This window comes from Arcobacter venerupis (genome assembly GCF_013201665.1).
Classification (GTDB): domain Bacteria; phylum Campylobacterota; class Campylobacteria; order Campylobacterales; family Arcobacteraceae; genus Aliarcobacter; species Aliarcobacter venerupis.
Window position 1 is genome coordinate 2,033,226 of sequence record NZ_CP053840.1, and the last position, 19,838, is coordinate 2,053,063.

Genomic DNA, 19,838 nt, shown 5'->3' on the forward strand with positions numbered 1-19,838 from the left:
AAACCTTAATTTGTTATTATATAATTAGCTTGAATATCGTAATTATCGGATAGAATTTTTTCACTTTTGCAAAGTACTAACTGTGTAAAAACTATCGTTGGTTTATAATCTAATTTATCAAAAAATCTATCATACATTCCTTTTCCAAAACCTATTCTTTTTCCTAGTTTATCAATTCCTACAATTGGAACAATCGCTAAGTCTATTTTTCTAGCTTTAAAAAAAGAGTTATTCGGTTCTTTTATTCCAAATCTCTTTTTATGTAAGGGTAATCTATATTTAACAATTTTAAAACTCTCCCCTTGCATAAACGGTACATAGACATTTTTACTTTTTGTCTTTCTTAAATTTTTTATCAACGGTTTTACATCAACTTCTATACCCAAAGGTATATACAACAAAATATTCTTTGAATCACTTCGTTTTATAAAGTCTTCTAATTTTTTAACAATTATTTTATTTTTGTAATACTTTAAAAAAAGGCTTGTAAATTCTAATCTCTTGATAGACGATTTTCTAAAATCACTTTTGTGATCATTTTTCATATTTAAGCCTCACTTGGGTAAAATTTCTACCCAACAAATAATTTTACCCAAAGGAATTAAAATGCAGTTTAAAACTTTAGCATTTTTGTCAATTTTATCTATTTTATTATTTACAGGGTGTGATTCTAAAGATAAAAACGAAGATTCAAAAGAGACAACTACTCAAAAAGTAAATAAAATCACTGAATTTCAACTAAAAACAACAAATGACGGTATAATAAATCTAAAATTAGATAAAGATAAAATTATATTAAAAGATTACCCAAATAAAATAGTTTTATTAAACTTCTTCGCAACATGGTGTCCTCCTTGTAAAGCTGAAATCCCAAATTTAGTTAGATTACAAAATGACTACAAAAATGATTTCGTTGTTATTTCAGTTTTACTTGAAGAAATGAAAACAAATGAAGAATTAAAAGCATTTATGAAAGATTTTGAAATTAATTATGAAGTAGTAAATTCTCCTGATGGATTTGATCTTGCTAGAAATTTAGGAGGAATAAAATCTATTCCTACAATGTATTTAATTGATAAGAATAGTGCAGTATTTCAAAAATATGTTGGTTTAGTTCCATCTGAAATGCTAGAAGTAGATATAAAAAAAGTATTAGAAAGATAAAGGTTAATTAATGTTCAGTTTTTTTAAAAAGAAAAAAGAAGAAAGTAATTTAGAACATAATGAACTTTCAACAGAACAACTTGAAGAAAATCAAGTTTATGCAAATCCTGTTGAAGTAAAAAATGATGAAATTATTCAAAAAGAAGAATTAGAGAAAAAAGAGGAAGAAGTGCAAAAAGGATTTTTTTCAAGAGCCTTAGAAAAAACCTTTGCAACTATTAAAACTGTAGTTCCGCAAAAACAAGAAAAAATATCTTTTGATGATATTCAAGAACTTCTAATTGAAGCAGATATGGAATATGAAATCATTGAAAAAGCGATGAATGGACTTCCTGATGAAATTACAAGAAAACAGTTAAGACATAGACTTGTAATGCTTTTTGAACATGCTCCAAATGTTGATTTATCAAATTTACCAAAACCATTTGTAAGACTTATTATTGGTGTTAATGGTGCAGGGAAAACTACAACAATTGCAAAACTTGCAAACATCTCTAAAAAACAAGGAAAATCTGTTATTTTAGGAGCTGGTGATACTTTTAGAGCAGCTGCAATTGAGCAACTTTCAACTTGGGCAGCAAAATTAGATGTTCCAATAATCAAAACAAAACAAGGGCACGATGCTTCAGCAGTTGCATATGACACAATAAGCGCGGCAATTGCTAGAAATATTGATAATGTAATTATTGATACAGCAGGACGACTTCAAACTCAAACAAATCTAAACAACGAGCTTAAAAAAATAGTAAAAGTTTGCAGTAAAGCAATGCCTGATGCTCCACATCAAAAACTTATGATTTTAGATGGAACACAAGGAAATACTGCAATTGCACAAGCCAGAGCATTTAATGAAATGGTTGGAATTGATGGAATAATTGTTACAAAACTTGATGGAACAGCAAAAGGTGGAGCTTTATTTTCAATCTCAAATCAACTTGAACTTCCAATTTTTTATGTGGGAATTGGAGAAAAACAAGATGACTTAATTGAGTTTTCACCTGATGAGTTTGTTGATAGTTTACTTAACGAAATTTATACTGCTGAAAAATAAAAAAATCAAATCAAAAGGAAAATACTTTGAGAGCAAAAACTAAATCTTTTTTTGAAGATACCTTTTTACTTTTAATAATTGCAGTTTTAATATATTTAGCTTATAGTTTCTTTTTTTCAAGCGATGAAAAAACTGAAATAGTTGAAGATAATAAAACTACTATAGAAAAAAAAGTTGAAGCATTAATTCATGAAAAATTATTTAATAATGATGTTAATAAAGATGAAATTAAAAAAGATGAAACAATTTCTGAGCAAATTGATACTACTGAAAAAAATCTTCCCCTAGAAACTCTTACACAAAGAGAACAAATAGAAGAAGTTATTAACACCAAAGACACTCCAGCAATTGAAGAAACAATTGAGCCAATTAAAGAGACAAGAGAACCTCTTCTAACTGTAAAAGAAGAGAAAGCTGTTGTATCAGAAGAAAAACAAGTAGTTGTAAGTGATGAAAAAGCTAAAATGGTATTATTTAATCAAAGTATTGAACAAAAAATTTATTCAATAATAGAAAAAAATATTGATAGAAGTCTTATTAAAAATGATGATTATGCAAATATTAGAGTAACTATTTTAAAAGATGGAAACTATGAACAATTAACTTTCATAGATGGAAATAAAAACTATTTTAATCTTATTAAATCTTCTATTATTCAAGCTTTTCCTGTTGAAATGGATAGCTCTTTAAAAAACAATTTTCCTAGATATTTTAGGATGAAAATACAAATTCAATAACTCTTTTTCCTCAAATTGTATAATTTGAGGAAAAAATATCTTTATTTTAATTCTTGCAAAAACTTTTTATATGGTTCTTCCCAACAACAATTATGTGTTGCATCAAAATATCTATAATTTATCTTGTCTTTTCTATCAAATTTCGAACGGTATGATAAAAAAACCTCTTTAGGAATATTATCATCTTGATTACCTATTAAATGATATTGTTCAATATTTTCAAGCTCTTTTGTAAAATCTGCAGGATTTAATGATCCATCTAAAGTAGATATATTATGAATTGAAGTCCATTTAAAAGTATCTAAATTTCCAGCAACACTTATAAATCTATTTATATCATCTCTTTGTGAAGAAACTAATGCTGCAATTGCTGCACCACCTGAATATCCAACTAAAGTAAAACTCTTATTTTTATAACTATTTTTAAGGCTATTTAGTGCTTCATCAAAAGTTTTTATAACTTTTGAATCAAATCTATTACTAGTCCAATATTTTTTACTACATTCACTTGAATCTAAATATTGGCAAGGTCTTGTAAGATATACTTTACATTCAGAAGAATCTTGATTCATAAGTTTTAAAGCGGTAGGAGTTATTGGTGTTGGATTTGAAGAAATTGTAGTTCTTGTAATCCAAGATAAACCATCGCCCTCAATATAAACTTTTAAATCTTTATTTTCACAATTTTTAATATTTTTTTGTAAAGATAATAAAGGGAAATAAGAAGTTTGAATGTTAACTAAAGAGAACTCTTTATTTTTTAAAGAAATTAGAGTTTTTTCTCTATCTTGTGGTGTTGGAATAGTGCTTAAACAACCAGAAAAGAAAGTAATTATTAAAAAAATTAACAGATTTATTTTCATATTATTTTAATAATAAATCTATCTCTTTAGCTAATGCTTTTCTTTTTGCAAGATTAATCAAAGCATCTTTTGACTCTTCAAAAGATGCTTCTTTTTCAGGGATGAATTTCTCTATAAGAATAATTTGAGTACCAATATCTTTTAGATTTACTTTTATAATATCACCCTCTTTTTTACCATCAAGTGCACTTTTAATTTCTGCATTTAATTTATTTATATCAACCAACTCACTTAATCCATCTTTTTGTTTTGAAGCTAAATCATTTGAAACTGATTTTACATATTTTATAAAAGAGTCCTGTCTATCTTTTTTAGTTTTAGTTTTTATCAAAGCACTGATAATTTTATCTGCGTTCTCTTCATAAGTTACTAAAATATTTCTTAATTCATATTTTGCAACAATTCTTGGTTTTTCTATTTTAAATAGTTCATTTAATTCTAATTCTGTTGGATTGTAACTTCTTAAAAACTTTTCACTCCAAATATCAACTGTAATAATATTTTTTGCTGTTTTTAAATTAACATCATCTTTCATTTTATCTTTTTCTAAAACTTTTGCTAATTTTTCTACTTTTTCATACTCATTAGCTAAAACATCTTTTACTTTTGAGTTTTGTTTATAAAAGTCAACTTTATGTTTTTGTGCAGTGAAAGAGACAATCTCTTTTTCATCTGATGAAAATAGATTTACATTAAATAAAAGACTACATAAAGTTATAGTTATAATTTTTTTCATTTTTACCCTTTGTTATATAATAATTAGAAACTAAGTTTAAATGATACATTTCCAGAATATCCTACAAATTTACCGTCTTTACTTCTGTCATAATCTACTCCAAAAATCAAACTTGAAGAGTCACTAAGTGTTGTATTAAGACCAGCACCAGCGTTATAAATTGTTTTATTTAAATCTTCCGTTGGGGTTACAAATTGATTTCCACCACCAACATACTGAGCTTTAATATCAGCATTCGTATCTCCAATAGAATTATAAACTGCAAGTCTTAATTCGGGAATAATTAAAGCATCTCCAAGATTTAGATTTGTTGTAAGTTTTGCACCAACTCCAACTGTACCTTTATTCATTTTAACAGAATCAACTTTTAAAGCATCGTTTTGATATTTAGTACCTTTTTCAGTATATGCTTTTTGATTTAATGTTCCATACTCAATAGAGGTAAATGGTGTTAAAGTTGCAATATCTTCAAAATAAACTCTATATCCTAATTCAATCTTAGCTGATAATTGTTCAGCATCTACAGATGAAGATAATTGCCCTGAATTAGCTGTTCTAGTTGCATCAGTTGAGTGTTTAGCATAAGATAATAACCCATCTATATAAGCATCTCCAAACTCTTGTTCTGTATAAATTGTAAGTTGTGTACTTTTTGTTTCAGAAGTATCACCTTTTCTAAAATCTGCTTGGTCAATTTGTGTATTAGAGTGAGCTAATGCAACCCCTACCGTTGTACCATCTTTTAAAGTTCTATCATATCCAGCTACAAATCCAGTACTTTTTGAATCATAACCATCATAATCTTTTACCTTACTTTGAGTTGCTTTTGAAGCTAAAGCTTTAATCCATAATGAATTATCAAGTCCATAATCTCCAGATGAATATCCAGAATAAGGAATAAAATCCATACTAGTTGAACCTCTAACATCAGACATTCTGTCTTTAATTGTAGATAAAACAAGGTTTGATGCAATTATTGTAGATTGAATTCCTGAATTATTTGCAACTGGCGCTAATAATTTTTGAGTTTTAATCATTTCAGCTTTTTTATCAGCACTTAGAGTTGTACCACCTTGTAACTCTTCAAGGTCTCTAATTATGTCAGCTAATGCACCTTCTCTATTTGCTTCATTAGCATAACCTGCTAATGCTTGAGAAGCTCCATTTGAATAATGATCTCCTATTTCAGATTTAACAATATATAAATCATCTGCATCATAAGATCCACCTCCTGTTCTATCAGCAAATAAAGTAAGATTTGTTCCATCTATTTTTACAATAGAATCAATAATACTATTATCACTTACTAAACCATTTGCTTCTGTACCATAATAAGTACCACTTACACTACTTGAAGTAATCAGATTATATTTTCCAGCTCCATACCAACTACCTACATAATCAATATTAATTTTTGCATCACTGGCCATCGTAAGGCTATTAGAAGTTATACTTCCAGAATCTGCATTTTCAACTGCTTGACCTGCACTTAAATCTGTTGTATATACTTTAAAATTAATTTTTGAATTACTTGCCATTGTTAAAGTATCTTTAACAGTAATATCATTATCACTTACATTTAAAGTTGTATTATCTTTTAAATCTAGATTCCCACCAAAAATAATATCATCTGAAACATTTACTGTTACAGAATTTGAACCATTACCAATATATGTATTTTGAGCATATATATTTTTATTTATTGTTTGAGTATAAGTATCAGAACTTGTACCTTCTAAAGCAAAAGTTACATCTTTAAGTTTTTTAGTTTCTGTACCTATATCACTATAAAGTGTTGTAGTTCCTAAGAAGTTTAAAGTTCCAGTATTATCAGTTTGAGTTCTTACAGCTGTAGGAACAGTTGAAACAATAATTGATTTAGCATCACTAACATTTACAGTACCATCAGCATCATAGATTAAATCACCTGTTAAATTACCTTCAAAATTAACTGTACCTGTTCCACTTACATGAAGTGTTGTATCATTACTCTCTTCAACATAAACATCATTTTTAAATGTAACTGTTGAACCATCTGCACCAGCATAAATTCTCTCAAAGGTAGAGTTTCCTGTTGTATTTCCACCTAATACACCTGTAATTGTTGAATTACCTGTAAATTTTAAAATGGCATCATTTGCATTAGCAAATTGAATTCCTGATGTTCCAGTAGTTAGATTTACATCATCTCCTATTTCTAAAGTACCAGTAGTGTTATTTAAATCAACAGTTCCTATAATACCTTCTGAAGTATCAGTTGTTGTATTACCATTTAATACAACAGTGCCATTATCAGAATATTTTAAAGTTGTTGCGTATACCATATCATTAAAAGTAACTGTTTCTCCTGTTACTCCTGCATTAATAGTATTTAACACCTTATTGCTTTCTCCAACTTGACCAGTGATATTAGAAGTTCCTTTGAAATTTAATGTTCCTGTATTTGTTACATCAGTAGTAATAAAAATTTTATCAGAACCTAAACCTGAATTTAGCATATTTGTATTATCTAAAAGTGTTAAAGTAGCGTTATTTTCAAGAGCAACAACATCAGCATAAAGCTCTCTTGCTAATCCAACAACACCAGCTATAACGCCATCAGGAGTATTTTGTTCATTATTAGTATTAATATTAAGTTCTTTAATTCCATTAGTGATACTACTTCCAATATTACCAGAAATAGCTCCATCACCTTTATAATTTAAAATTCCTGTATTATTTGAAGCAAGAGTTTGAACAGAACCCAAAATACCCTTTCCATCTGATACATTTACGATTGCATCATTACCTGAAAAATTAATATCTCCTGTTAAATCACCATTTAAATTTACAGTTCCTGTATCAGAAAAAACTATATTTGATGTTGTATTTCCTGATACTGTATTTAAATTTACTGTCCCTGCAGCTACATTTAAAGTTGTAGAATTTACAGCATTTTCAAAAGTTACTGTTTCACCAGATACTCCTGCATTTATCTCTTTTAATTTTTTAGTACTTGTTCCTACATCTCCACTTACAGTTGAAGTACCATTAAGAGTTAGTGTTCCTTCATTATTTGTAGTTGTTGAAATTGGAGCATTTATATTTGCATTATCAGCTAATACAACTGTTCCATCGCCTGTTATATTTAAGTTGTTAGAATTTATTGATGAATTAAAAGTAACTGTTTTTCCATCAGCTCCAGCATTTATTTGTGCTAATTTTTCTGTGTCAGTTCCTATTGTTCCAGTTGCAGTTGAATCACCAACAAAAGTTAAAATACCTTGACCATCAGTAGAAGTTTTTATAGTTGAAGTTATATTTGAACCATCTGTTAGTTCTAACGTAGAATTATTTGTCGTATCATTATTTAAAACTGTATTTGCTGCATATACATTTCCATCTATTACTGTTTTAGAGTAATTACCTACTCCTCCATCTCCAATATTTAAAGTATTTATTGAATTACCTGAACTTCCAATATTTCCCGTAACAGTTTGAGTTTTTCCTGATGTATCACCAACAAAAGTTATGACACCAGCACCAGAAGTTAAGGCAATAACATCACTTGTCAAATCTGACTCAAATTTTATTTCTCCTGAAGATATATTAGTAGATGTTGCATACACATCTGAAGTAAATGTTGCTGTCTTACCATTAGCTCCTGCATTTACATTTGCTAATTTATTACTATCTGTACCTACTTGTCCATTTACTGTTGATGTTCCTAATAGATTTAATGTCCCTGTATCATTTGTAGTTGTTGTTACAGCTGCTGTTATATTCTTTGTATCTGCTAGATTTACGCTTCCATCTGCGTTATAATTTAGCGTTGTCCCTTTATAACTTCCATTTAAATCTACTGCTCCTGTTCCTGTTACATTTAGGTTTGTTGCATACACATCTGAAGTAAATGTTGCTGTCTTACCATTAGCTCCTGCATTTACATTTGCTAATTTATTACTATCTGTACCTACTTGTCCATTTACTGTTGATGTTCCTAATAGATTTAATGTCCCTGTATCATTTGTAGTTGTTGTTACAGCTGCTGTTATATTCTTTGTATCTGCTAGATTTACGCTTCCATCTGCGTTATAATTTAGCGTTGTCCCTTTATAACTTCCATTTAAATCTACTGCTCCTGTTCCTGTTACATTTAGGTTTGTTGCATACACATCTGAAGTAAATGTTGCTGTCTTACCATTAGCTCCTGCATTTACATTTGCTAATTTATTACTATCTGTACCTACTTGTCCATTTACTGTTGATGTTCCTAATAGATTTAATGTCCCTGTATCATTTGTAGTTGTTGTTACAGCTGCTGTTATATTCTTTGTATCTGCTAGATTTACGCTTCCATCTGCGTTATAATTTAGCGTTGTCCCTTTATAACTTCCATTTAAATCTACTGCTCCTGTTCCTGTTACATTTAGGTTTGTTGCATACACATCTGAAGTAAATGTTGCTGTCTTACCATTAGCTCCTGCATTTACATTTGCTAATTTATTACTATCTGTACCTACTTGTCCATTTACTGTTGATGTTCCTAATAGATTTAATGTCCCTGTATCATTTGTAGTTGTTGTTACAGCTGCTGTTATATTCTTTGTATCTGCTAGATTTACGCTTCCATCTGCGTTATAATTTAGCGTTGTCCCTTTATAACTTCCATTTAAATCTACTGCTCCTGTTCCTGTTACATTTAGGTTTGTTGCATACACATCTGAAGTAAATGTTGCTGTCTTACCATTAGCTCCTGCATTTACATTTGCTAATTTATTACTATCTGTACCTACTTGTCCATTTACTGTTGATGTTCCTAATAGATTTAATGTCCCTGTATCATTTGTAGTTGTTGTTACAGCTGCTGTTATATTCTTTGTATCTGCTAGATTTACGCTTCCATCTGCGTTATAATTTAGCGTTGTCCCTTTATAACTTCCATTTAAATCTACTGCTCCTGTTCCTGTTACATTTAGGTTTGTTGCATACACATCTGAAGTAAATGTTGCTGTCTTACCATTAGCTCCTGCATTTACATTTGCTAATTTATTACTATCTGTACCTACTTGTCCATTTACTGTTGATGTTCCTGCTAATGTCAATATACCCATATTTGAATCAGATGTTGTTATTGTTGAAGTTATATTAGAACCATCTGACAAAAGTAAAGTTGAACTATTTGTTGTTCCATTATTATTTAATACTGTACTGTTTGCAAATATATCTCCATTTACAGTTACTGTAGAATAATTAGAAGAAACTCCACTTTCTCCTATGTTTAAAACATTTACATCAGTTGTAATTGAGCTTCCAATATTTCCATTTATTGTTTGTGCTTTTCCTGCACCATCACCTATAAATGTTACTGTACCTAGGTTATCTGAAGTTGTTACTATATTCCCAGTTAAATCACCATATAAATTTGCTGTTCCTGCTCCACTAAAAACTATATTTGAATTTGTACTTCCAGATACTGTATTAAAATTTCCAGTTCCTGTTGTTATATTTGTTGATGTAGCTGTCAAATTCTTTTCAAAATTTGTTGTTCCTGCATTTACATTTACTGTTGTTGCTGTTACATCATCTTTGAATGTTGTAGTCCCTGTACCCGTATTTGTTAGATTTGTAGCATTTACTGTTCCTGTAAATGTTGAAGTTGAACCTGTTGCACCAGAATTTACCTCAGCTAATTTTCCTGTTGAACCCACAGTTCCTGTTACAGTTGAGCTTCCAGCCAAAGTTAAAATACCCATATTTGAATCAGCTGTTGTTATTGTTGAAGTTATATTAGAACCATCTGACAAAAGTAAAGTTGAACTATTTGTTGTTCCATTATTATTTAATACTGTACTATTTGCAAATACATTTCCATTTACAACTGTTTTAGAATAGTTTGATGAAACAGTGTTACTTCCAATATTTAAAATATTTATGTCAGAAGAAGTAGATGTTCCAATATCTCCTGTAATAATTTGTTCTTTTCCAGTACTATTTCCTACAACGGTTAGTGTTCCAAGATTATCACTACTTGAAGTAACATTTCCCGTAAAATCATCACTTAAAAGTACAACTCCTGCTTGACTAAAATTCATTGCATCTGTAGTTCCTGCTGATAAATCTACTGATGAATCAAAGGTAATATTACTTGTAGTATCAACATCTATAGAACCAGCATTTACGGCTCCTCCAAAAGAGGCACTTCCGTTTAACTTGATATTTCCATCATCAATACTTGTAGTTCCCAAAACAGTATTTGAACCATCAAAAACTAAATTTGCAGTGTAACTATCATTTTGAATAGTATAAGTAGCCGTATTATTTACAGAATAATATTGTGAAGTTTGTTTGATTATATTATTTACTGTTGCACCTGAATCTAATGTAACTGTAAAAGCAGTACTAGGAGTAAAAGTTTGGTAATATAATTTGTCATAATTTGGAGTTACATCACCATTAATATCTAAATATGTTCCATCAGATTTATTCATAAAAGTTGTTGATATAGTTCCATCAGTGCCTTGTGAAACTGATGAAGTTCCTGAAGGTTCAAAATCATTAACACCAATATAAGAAGATTTTACTCTATCTGGTTTAAAGATTATATTTTCTGTCGTTGAAATACTTGAATAATTTGCAGAGGAAATACCTGTATCTGATTTTGCTCTAGCTGAAACATCCCCAGAAGTATAAGTAGTACCATCTGTTACTCCATCAAAAAAAGTTTCTGAGTAAGCATTAATACTACCGAGTGTTGACATTGCAGTTATCAAAGCAATAGACAGTGATAATCCTATTTTTCCACCTTTTAAGATACGAAATCTCGTATCTACAACTCTGAATGAATTCATTCTTAGAGCGCTCCTTAGTTTTTCAATACATCATAATTGTCTTTATTATATCCAATCAATACTGAAATATCAGGTCTTTAGCTAATATTTTAATTATAAAAGAAGCTATTTATTTTTCTGAAATATCTTTCTATTCCATCAAAAGAGTGAGTTCCACCCTCTTCAATAATAAGTTCAGTATTTTCAAGTTTTAAAGCAGCTTCAGTAAAATCTAAAACCTCATCTTCTTCTTGTAAAAGTGTTATGAAATTTTGTGGGTTTTTTATATAATCAACTTCATAATTTTTAAGAGATTTTATATGACCACTTGTAAATTCAAATCTTGAATTATCATAAAAATTTGTTACTAAATCAACACCTTCATATCTATCCAAAGTACCCCAAGGATTAACAGCTGGATTTATTAAAACTGCTTTTAAATCATATTTATTTGCTAGAAATAAAGCATAAAATCCACCAAGAGATGAACCTACTAAATAAACATCTTCTTCCTTATTTAAAAAAGCTTCAATTATTTGCTCTAAAGTATCAATAGCTAAATTTGGGATTGTTGGAAGTGAAATTGTTATTAGTTCATCTTCAAAATACTCTTTAAATTTTTGTGGTTTAGAACCAAAGCCTGAACTTGCAAATCCATGAATATATATTATCATTTTATTTTTTTCCAATTTTATTATTATATAATTTTGGAATATTACAATAAAAGGATTAATAATGAAATTATTTCTAAAGATTTTTTCAATTTGTCTTTTGTCTTTAAATTTAAATGCACAAGTAATTTCTGCTTTTTTTGAAAATGATGTTGTAGATGGACAAGACAAACACTATACAAATGGTGCTGCATTTACTTATTTAAGCAATAAAGATACAAATGACTTAAATAAATATAAAAGTGGTTTTTTTGATTTAGTATCAAAAATTCCTACGTTTAACAATGATACTAAATATCAGACTATGGGAATGACTATTTCTCATCTTACTTTTACACCAAATGATTCTGAAAGTTACAATAAAATAATTGGTGATGTACCATATGCAGGTGTTGTAACAGTTGATTTTATTTTATACAAATGGGAAGAAGATTTTTTTCATCAATATATGTTAACTTTAGGAATGGCAGGCCCTAGTACATTAGCCAAAGATGCCCAAAAAACTTATCATCACATAACTGGAAATAATGAAGCAAATGGTTGGAACAATCAATTATCAGATGATTTTTTATATAACTTCACTTATGCTTATGGATATAGAACATTTAAACATGATTTTTCTTATGGTAAAATGGATATTGTAAACAATATCAGAGTTGATGTTGGAAATTATAATAGAGCTTTAATGGCAGGTGGTTCAATTAGATATGGAAATAATTATCCAAACAATTTTAATACTGTTGGAAGATTTATAGGAGCAAATGAAAATAAACTTTTAAATCTTGATGAAAAAAGAAGTAAAGATTTTGCGTGGTCAGTTTCTTATGGTTTAGGTTACTCTTATACAGATTATTTTTATGTAACTAACTATGATAAATCTTATGAATTAGATAAATTAAAAGATACTTTTATTCATCTTTTTTCAATTGATACATATTTCGATGATTTTGTTTTATCTTTTACCTATAAAACTTCAAAATTTGTATCAGCAGATTATAAAAGTGAATATGAAAACTGGGGTGGAATAAATTTAACTTATCTATTTTAGATAAGTTAAATTTTCTCTCAAAGCGTTTCTTGAAGCTTTATCAACAAGATTAAAAATCTCATCAATATTATCTTTTAAACTGTTTTTTTTATGCCCTTTTACTTTTATAAAAACTAAATTTAATTTATCAATTTTTTCAAAAAAAAGTTTATATAATTCATGATTATTCATCAATTTTCCCTTTGATGATTTGTAAGCATTTGATTCTAATTTTTTTCTTCTGTCTTCCAAGCCTATTATATTTTGACAATCGGTATAAACTTCAATAAAAGAATCATTTTCTATTTCATCCAAAGCCCAAAGAAGTGTTTGAAGCTCTAATTTTGTAGAACTTGTATCTTCAAATCTTTTAGTTTTTATATCTTTTTTCATATCAAGAAGAGAAACATTTTCATTAAAAATTTTCAAATAAGCACCAAAACCTATCTTTTCTTGAGGATTTACGCTTGAATCAGTAAATAGTTTTATTGAATTCATCAAATTTTAACTTCTATTTGAAGTTGATAATGTAAGCAATGTTGTAAATCCATTTTTTATTCCTTATTGAAAAATATATAGATTATACTTTATTTATTGTAAACATTGAGATAAACAGTATGACTTAAAAGTCACACTATTTAGAATTTAGATTTTTGTACTTCTTCTACAACTTTATCAGCCATACTATGTACACTTTTTACTACTTCATTAATTTCAGAAGCAATAGTTGCATTTTCTTGTGTTGTTTTATCCAATTGTCCAATTGCAGAGTTTATTTGTTCAACTCCAATCATCTGTTCTTTTGCATTTGTGGTAACCGTATCAACAATAGATGTTGTATTTATAATATTATCATTTAGTTTTTCATAACCTTCATACATAATATTTACAATATCTTTTCCTTCTTTAGAACTTTTTGTTGCACTTTCTACTAAAGATTTTATCTCCTTAGCTGCTTCTGCACTTCTTGTTGCTAGATTTCGCACTTCTGCTGCAACTACTGCAAATCCTTTTCCTGCTTCTCCAGCAGTTGCCGCTTCAACAGCTGCATTAAGAGATAGAATATTTGTTTGAAATGCAATTTGATCAATTATAGAAATAGATTCAGTTATTGCATTTACATTTGCATTTATTTGCTCCATTGAAGTGCTTGTTTTTTTTGATAATTCTTTACCTTTATTTACTTCATCCCTTAAAGATACAGAGTTTGAAGAGAGTTCATTTATATTATTAGAATTTAATCTCATAGTTTCAGTTATCTCTTCTAAAGCTGCTGCCGTTTCTTCCAATGATGCCGCTTGCTCATTTGCACTAATAGTCAATCTATTCATATTTGATGTTAAATTATTTGCATTTTTATCTAAAATTTCAGAATTTTCAAGATTAGCTCTTAGCATTATAGATATTTCATTTCCAAGTTTATTAACTCCACTTGTTAATGAACAAAGTTCTCCTTTACATGAGATAGTAGTTTGTTTTGTAAAATCTCTATTTTCATATGATTTTAAAACATCAATAGTATGATTAATTGTATTATATAAATTCCCTATCATCATATTTAAATCTTCAGTTAATTCGTTGATTACACTATTTGTAGTTTTAGCTTCTACTTTTTTAGTCAATATTCCTGAACTAACATCATTAACAACTCTTGTAACATCTTCAATAACTTTTTCATCTTGTTGTATTGTTTCTTTTATTTTTATGATATTTTCATTTATTCTTTTTGTCATCAAACCAATTTCATCTTTTGAAGTAACTTCTATTAGATTTACATCTTTTTTCTCTTTATTCAAAAATGACAAAAATGACAATAATCCTTCTTCAAAAAGTTTTAATGGATTTATTAAAGATATTTTCGAAATATATGAAACAACAACAATAATTAAAACTAATAAAATAGCAATTATTGATATAAGAGTAAAAATCAAAGAATTAACATCACTATCAACTCTTTTTGTCTCTTTGATAATCTTTTTTTCAACATCATCAATATAAATACCTGTTACAATAGTCCAATCTAACTCTTTAATATATTTAGAAAATGAAAGTTTTTTTATTTCTTCATTTGTATTAGGTTTTTTATAAAAATATTCTACAAATTTATTGTCATCATTTCCAGTTTCAATTAACTCTTTTCTAAACTGAAAACCTTTTGTATCTGGTTCTGTGATATCTGTTTTTGTCCCATTTAATTCAGGTGTAGTTCCATGAAATGCAAATTGATAATCGTTCCCTACTTTCTCATATGCAAAGAAGTAACCACTTCCATTTAAAAATCTAGATTGTGATATAACACTAATAACTTTTCTTTTTGCCTCTTCTGTACTTTTTGAATTCCCAATAATTGCTTCAATAATTGTATATACAGTCAAAACTTCATTTTTTAAAAGTTCTTTTTTCTCATTAACTATACTTTTTTCAAATTCAGCCAATGTTTTTTTACTATTATCATAAGTTAAATTTACACTTACAATTGTAGTAATTATTACTATTGCTAATACTGGTAAAATAACTAAAGCTAATAACTTTCCTCTGATACTACTAAACACCATAATCTCCTTGTTTATACTTATTATTGTTTTATAAATAACAAATATAATATTATTATTAATATTAATATTAAATAAATTAATGATTATATGTTTTTATTATTTAATGATTAAACAAAGAATTGTTTTTTTTAAAAATAACTTGATTATTGAAGCAACACTATCTTTATTTATATTTTTTTCTTGGCAATATTTTGAGTTGAACAATAAAGAAATATTCCAATTATTTGCCATAAACTACTCTTTTTTTAAAGATTTAGAATAAATTATATATTAAAAAATCACAAATTGTAATATTTTTAAGCCCTATCATCTTTTTATGCTAAAGTACAAAAAATTAAACAAAAATCATATAAAATCCCTTTCGAATTTTAAGGAAAGAAAATGGCAAAAAAGAAAATATCACTATTTGAGTGTCAACACTGTGGAGAACAAGCTACAAAATGGCTTGGAAAATGTCCTAACTGTGGCTCATGGGATTCATTTATTGAATTAAATCAAGAGCAACAAGAGGTTCTAAAACATACTTCAAAACTTGTAAATACAACTTCAAAAGCCGTACCAATTACTCAAATACAACAAGATAATGTAACTAGATTTTCATCTTTTAATGATGAGTTTGATTTAGTTCTTGGTGGTGGAATAGTTCCAGGAAGTTTAACTTTGATTGGTGGAAGTCCAGGGGTTGGGAAATCTACACTTTTATTAAAAGTTGCAGGAAGTATCGCAAAATCTGGTAAAAAAGTTCTTTATGTTTCAGGGGAAGAGAGTGCTGGACAGATAAAACTGCGAGCAAATAGATTAGATGCGAATCATGATAGTTTATATCTTTTAAGTGAAATAAAGCTTGAAGAGATTCAAGATGAACTTTTAAGAGAAAATTATGAAGTTGTAATCATTGACTCTATTCAAACAATCTACTCTTCAAATCTAAGTTCAGCGCCTGGAAGTGTGAGCCAAGTGAGAGAAATCACTTTTGAGCTAATGCGTAAAGCAAAAGAGTCAGATATTGCAATGTTTATAATTGGTCACATCACAAAAGATGGAAGTATTGCAGGACCTAGAGTACTTGAACATATGGTTGATACGGTTTTATATTTTGAAGGTGAAGCTAGTAGGGAACTGCGAATGTTAAGAGGTTTCAAAAATAGATTTGGTTCAACTTCTGAAATTGGAATTTTTGAAATGACAGCAGAAGGACTTATAAGTGCCAAAGATATTGCTTCAAAATTCTTTGATAAATCAAAAGCACAAAGTGGTTCAGCTCTTACAGTTGTTATGGAGGGAAGCCGTGCTATAATTTTGGAAGTTCAAGCGCTAGTTACAGAGAGTACTTATCCAAATCCCAAAAGAAGTGCTACAGGTTTTGATGCAAATAGACTTACAATGCTTCTTGCGCTTCTTGAAAAAAAAATTGATTTACCATTGAATAATTATGATGTATTTATAAATATAAGTGGTGGAATAAAAATCAAAGAAAGTTCAGCTGATTTAGCTGTAATTGCAGCAATTATCTCTTCTTACAGAGATAGACCAATTTCAAAAGAATCTGCTTTTATTGGTGAAGTTTCACTAACTGGAGAAATAAAAGATGTTTATTCTATTGATATAAGGCTAAAAGAAGCTCAAGCTCAAGGAATGAAAAAAGCTGTAATTGCTCAAAAAACAAATTTGAAACTTGATATTAAAACCTTTGCTGTGGATGAAGTATCTAAAATGATAGAACTATTTTAAGGAAAAAAATGATTGATTTAGAAAATAATACAGATTTTGAAATTGATATTTCAAGTTTAGAAAATATTGCAAATACTCTTACAAAAAAAGATATTGAGCTAATGGTAGTAAAAAATGATGAAATACAAGTGTTAAACAAAGAACATAGAAACATAGATAAAGCAACAGATGTTTTAAGTTTTCCAATGGATTTTGATTTTGACAATATGCCTTTGGGTTCTATTGTGATTTCGACTGATTTTGTGGAAGAAAAATCAAAAGAGTATGGACATAGCTTTAATGAAGAGTTTTCACTTTTATTTATTCATGGAATTTTACATCTTTTAGGATATGACCATGAAGTTGATAATGGGGAACACAGAACTAAAGAAGAAGAGCTAATAAAACAGTTTAATTTACCTGATAGCTTAATAGTTAGAAATTCTTAAAGAAATAGCCTAGTTTAAACTAGACTATTTTTTACAATGTGGGCAAAGACCACTCAGAATTATATTTGTAGAATCAATTTTAAATGAACTTATAGTTGAAGCTTCAGCTAAAACACTAGATGCATCTATCATAATATCTTCAATATATCCACAAGAAGAACAAACTAAATGGGCATGTTCTGCTTTAACTAACTCATAAACAGATTTTGAGTTTGGTATTTTTACCTCTGAAAGAAAAACTTTTTCGATCATTGCATTAATATTCTTATAAATAGTTGCTAATGATACAGATGGGAACTTAGATAATAGTTTTTTGTATAAATCATCAATGTTCATGTGACCATTTTTGTAAAGTTCTTCAACAATCGCTACTCTTTGCGGAGTAACTTTTAAATCATATTCTTTTAATAAATTTGTATAATTTGTCATCAAAAACTCCCTTTTGCGGAATAATACTACTTTATTATTTATTTCCACATAAATTATATAGTTTATAAATAAATATATTTACAAACTCTTGAATAATTATAGCATAAATTTTTGCAAAGGATAATAATTTTCTTTTAAGTTTAAATATTTTATAATTCCTGAAAGGATAAAAATTCTCCTCAGATAAATTTTAAACAATAGGAAAATAGAATGAAACAATATGAATCATATAAATGTAACACATGTGGATGTGAAGTTGAAGTACAAGTAACAGGTGCAAATGCAAAATTATCTTGCTGTGGACATGAAATGGAAATGGTTACAACAAATTTAACAGCTATTAACTTAATGAAAGCCTTTGCAGGAGAATCTCAAGCTAGAAATAAATATGAATTTTTTGCACAAATTGCATTTGACGAAGGTTACCATAAAATTGCAAGATTTTTTAAAGAGGCAGCTGAAAATGAAAAATACCATGCAATTGCAGAGTTTAAAGCATATAATAAATTAGTTCACAATATTGAATTAGATAGTACAGAAAAAAATATCCAATACGCAGCAGATGGCGAAAAATATGAACATGAAGAGATGTACCCAAATTTTGAAGCAATTGCTAAAGAAGAGGGATTAAAAGAGATTGCAAGAATGTTTAAAGCAATTGGAAAAGTTGAAGTTGAACATGAGAAAGAGTATTTAGAATTAAAACAAGCATTAATTGATGAAGGTTTTTTACAATCCGAAGAGGAAGAAGAGTGGATTTGTGAAGTGTGTGGTCATGTTCATAGAGGGAAAAAACCACCAAAAGCTTGTCCTTTATGTGCAGTTGAAAAGGAATATTTCAAGAAAAAGTCTAAAGATGTAACAGTTGGTTAGTAATCAAAATATGTTACAATCTTAGTCAATCTAAATTTATGTAGGAGTAAATAATGAAACAACACGAGAGTTATAAATGTAATGTTTGTGGGAATACAGTTGAAGTATCACACGTAGGTGGTGGAAAACTTCACTGCTGTGGTGAAGAGATGGAGTGTATAACAAAGGATTTAACTTCTGTTGTATTAATGAAAGCATTTGCTGGTGAGTCAATGGCTAGAAATAAATATGAATATTTTGCAAAAATTGCTCAAAAAGAAGGATACAGAGATATTGCTGAACATTTCCAAAGAGCTGCAAACAATGAAAAAATGCATGCTAAACTTGAATTAAAAGCATACAATGTTTTAAATTATGACAAAGAATTTGGAGATACAAGTGAAAATCTTCAATATGCAATTGATGGTGAATCTTATGAAAACACAACAATGTATCCTGATTTTGCAAAAATTGCAAAAGAAGAAGGTCATTCTGAAATTGCAAGAATGCTTGATATGATTGGTAAAATCGAAATCGAACATGAGAATATGTATAAAATGCTAAAAGATAGACTTGATTCTGATAAAGAATTTATAAGTGATGAGGAAGAAGAGTGGATTTGTGAAGTATGTGGACATGTTCATAGAGGTAAAAAAGCTCTAAAAGTTTGTCCAGTTTGTAAACATCCTCAAGAATACCAATCAAGATTAAACTCTAAAAAATAGTTTAACCTCGAAAAAATAATATCTTCGATAATATTACAAAAAAATTATCGGAGATAACTC

16 protein-coding genes and 1 pseudogene are annotated in these 19,838 nt (G+C 28.4%); 8 read left to right on the forward strand and 9 right to left on the reverse strand.

Translation table 11 applies throughout. The features are described from left to right. Window positions 1-5 precede the first annotated feature (5 nt). Window positions 6-545 carry a 5-formyltetrahydrofolate cyclo-ligase gene (locus AVENP_RS10150; RefSeq protein WP_128357881.1) on the reverse strand — a complete coding sequence of 180 codons (540 nt, stop codon included), beginning with the start codon at window positions 543-545 and terminating at the stop codon, window positions 6-8. A gap of 61 nt (window positions 546-606) precedes the next feature. Between AVENP_RS10150 and AVENP_RS10155 the strand changes: the two genes are divergently transcribed. The 3 genes from AVENP_RS10155 to AVENP_RS10165 are packed head-to-tail and all read left to right on the forward strand — an operon-like array spanning window position 607 to window position 2,952. Beyond that, a complete protein-coding gene (locus AVENP_RS10155; RefSeq protein WP_128357880.1) occupies window positions 607-1,164 on the forward strand; it encodes a TlpA family protein disulfide reductase in 558 nt (185 codons plus the stop codon). Between the two features lie 10 nt (window positions 1,165-1,174). Continuing rightward, window positions 1,175-2,215: a signal recognition particle-docking protein FtsY gene (ftsY, locus tag AVENP_RS10160; RefSeq protein WP_128357879.1), complete on the forward strand. Its 1,041-nt coding sequence runs from the start codon at window positions 1,175-1,177 to the stop codon at window positions 2,213-2,215. 26 nt (window positions 2,216-2,241) lie between these two features. Continuing rightward, entirely contained in the window at window positions 2,242-2,952 is a 711-nt protein-coding gene (locus AVENP_RS10165; RefSeq protein ID WP_128357878.1) for a hypothetical protein, read from the forward strand. 41 nt (window positions 2,953-2,993) lie between these two features. Here the strand turns inward: AVENP_RS10165 and AVENP_RS10170 are convergent, their stop codons facing one another. The 4 genes from AVENP_RS10170 to AVENP_RS10185 all read right to left on the reverse strand — a co-directional run bounded on the left by AVENP_RS10170 (window position 2,994) and on the right by AVENP_RS10185 (window position 12,034). Further along, a complete protein-coding gene (locus AVENP_RS10170) occupies window positions 2,994-3,815 on the reverse strand; it encodes an alpha/beta hydrolase family protein (RefSeq protein ID WP_128357877.1) in 822 nt (273 codons plus the stop codon). Window position 3,816: 1 nt separating this feature from the next. Further along, entirely contained in the window at window positions 3,817-4,551 is a 735-nt protein-coding gene (locus AVENP_RS10175) for a peptidylprolyl isomerase (RefSeq protein WP_128357876.1), read from the reverse strand. Between the two features lie 23 nt (window positions 4,552-4,574). Beyond that, window positions 4,575-11,381: an autotransporter domain-containing protein gene (locus tag AVENP_RS10180; protein WP_172664287.1), complete on the reverse strand. Its 6,807-nt coding sequence runs from the start codon at window positions 11,379-11,381 to the stop codon at window positions 4,575-4,577. A gap of 89 nt (window positions 11,382-11,470) precedes the next feature. Continuing rightward, window positions 11,471-12,034 (reverse strand): YqiA/YcfP family alpha/beta fold hydrolase, encoded by a 564-nt coding sequence (locus tag AVENP_RS10185; protein WP_128357874.1) that lies wholly within the window; start codon window positions 12,032-12,034, stop codon window positions 11,471-11,473. A 61-nt stretch (window positions 12,035-12,095) separates the two neighbouring features. On the opposite strand from AVENP_RS10185, the gene AVENP_RS10190 reads away from it, so the two are divergent. Beyond that, the gene (locus AVENP_RS10190) at window positions 12,096-13,079 is read left to right on the forward strand and encodes a lipid A deacylase LpxR family protein (RefSeq protein ID WP_128357873.1); all 984 of its coding nucleotides are present in this window, start codon (window positions 12,096-12,098) and stop codon (window positions 13,077-13,079) included. Here AVENP_RS10190 and AVENP_RS10195 read toward each other — a convergent pair. The 3 genes and pseudogenes from AVENP_RS10195 to AVENP_RS16010 all read right to left on the reverse strand — a co-directional run bounded on the left by AVENP_RS10195 (window position 13,071) and on the right by AVENP_RS16010 (window position 15,844). Further along, window positions 13,071-13,556, reverse strand: coding sequence for a ribonuclease HI (locus AVENP_RS10195; protein ID WP_128357872.1), 486 nt, complete (start codon window positions 13,554-13,556; stop codon window positions 13,071-13,073). The genes AVENP_RS10190 and AVENP_RS10195 overlap by 9 nt on opposite strands. A gap of 140 nt (window positions 13,557-13,696) precedes the next feature. After that, a pseudogene (locus AVENP_RS10200) lies at window positions 13,697-15,496 on the reverse strand (methyl-accepting chemotaxis protein); the annotation flags it as partial. 213 nt (window positions 15,497-15,709) lie between these two features. Continuing rightward, window positions 15,710-15,844, reverse strand: coding sequence for a hypothetical protein (locus AVENP_RS16010; protein ID WP_268907610.1), 135 nt, complete (start codon window positions 15,842-15,844; stop codon window positions 15,710-15,712). A 150-nt stretch (window positions 15,845-15,994) separates the two neighbouring features. On the opposite strand from AVENP_RS16010, the gene radA reads away from it, so the two are divergent. Further along, window positions 15,995-17,344 (forward strand): DNA repair protein RadA, encoded by a 1,350-nt coding sequence (radA, locus tag AVENP_RS10205; RefSeq protein ID WP_128357870.1) that lies wholly within the window; start codon window positions 15,995-15,997, stop codon window positions 17,342-17,344. Window positions 17,345-17,352: 8 nt separating this feature from the next. After that, window positions 17,353-17,772, forward strand: a complete 420-nt coding sequence (gene ybeY / locus AVENP_RS10210; protein ID WP_128357869.1) for an rRNA maturation RNase YbeY — start codon at window positions 17,353-17,355, stop codon at window positions 17,770-17,772. Between the two features lie 24 nt (window positions 17,773-17,796). Here the strand turns inward: ybeY and AVENP_RS10215 are convergent, their stop codons facing one another. Then, window positions 17,797-18,201 (reverse strand): Fur family transcriptional regulator, encoded by a 405-nt coding sequence (locus AVENP_RS10215; RefSeq protein WP_128357868.1) that lies wholly within the window; start codon window positions 18,199-18,201, stop codon window positions 17,797-17,799. A 210-nt stretch (window positions 18,202-18,411) separates the two neighbouring features. Here AVENP_RS10215 and AVENP_RS10220 point away from each other — a divergent pair, with 210 nt between their 5' ends. Both AVENP_RS10220 and AVENP_RS10225 read left to right on the forward strand, forming a co-directional pair. Further along, window positions 18,412-19,074: a ferritin family protein gene (locus AVENP_RS10220; protein ID WP_128357867.1), complete on the forward strand. Its 663-nt coding sequence runs from the start codon at window positions 18,412-18,414 to the stop codon at window positions 19,072-19,074. 53 nt (window positions 19,075-19,127) lie between these two features. Further along, entirely contained in the window at window positions 19,128-19,778 is a 651-nt protein-coding gene (locus AVENP_RS10225; RefSeq protein WP_128357866.1) for a ferritin family protein, read from the forward strand. Window positions 19,779-19,838 lie beyond the last annotated feature (60 nt).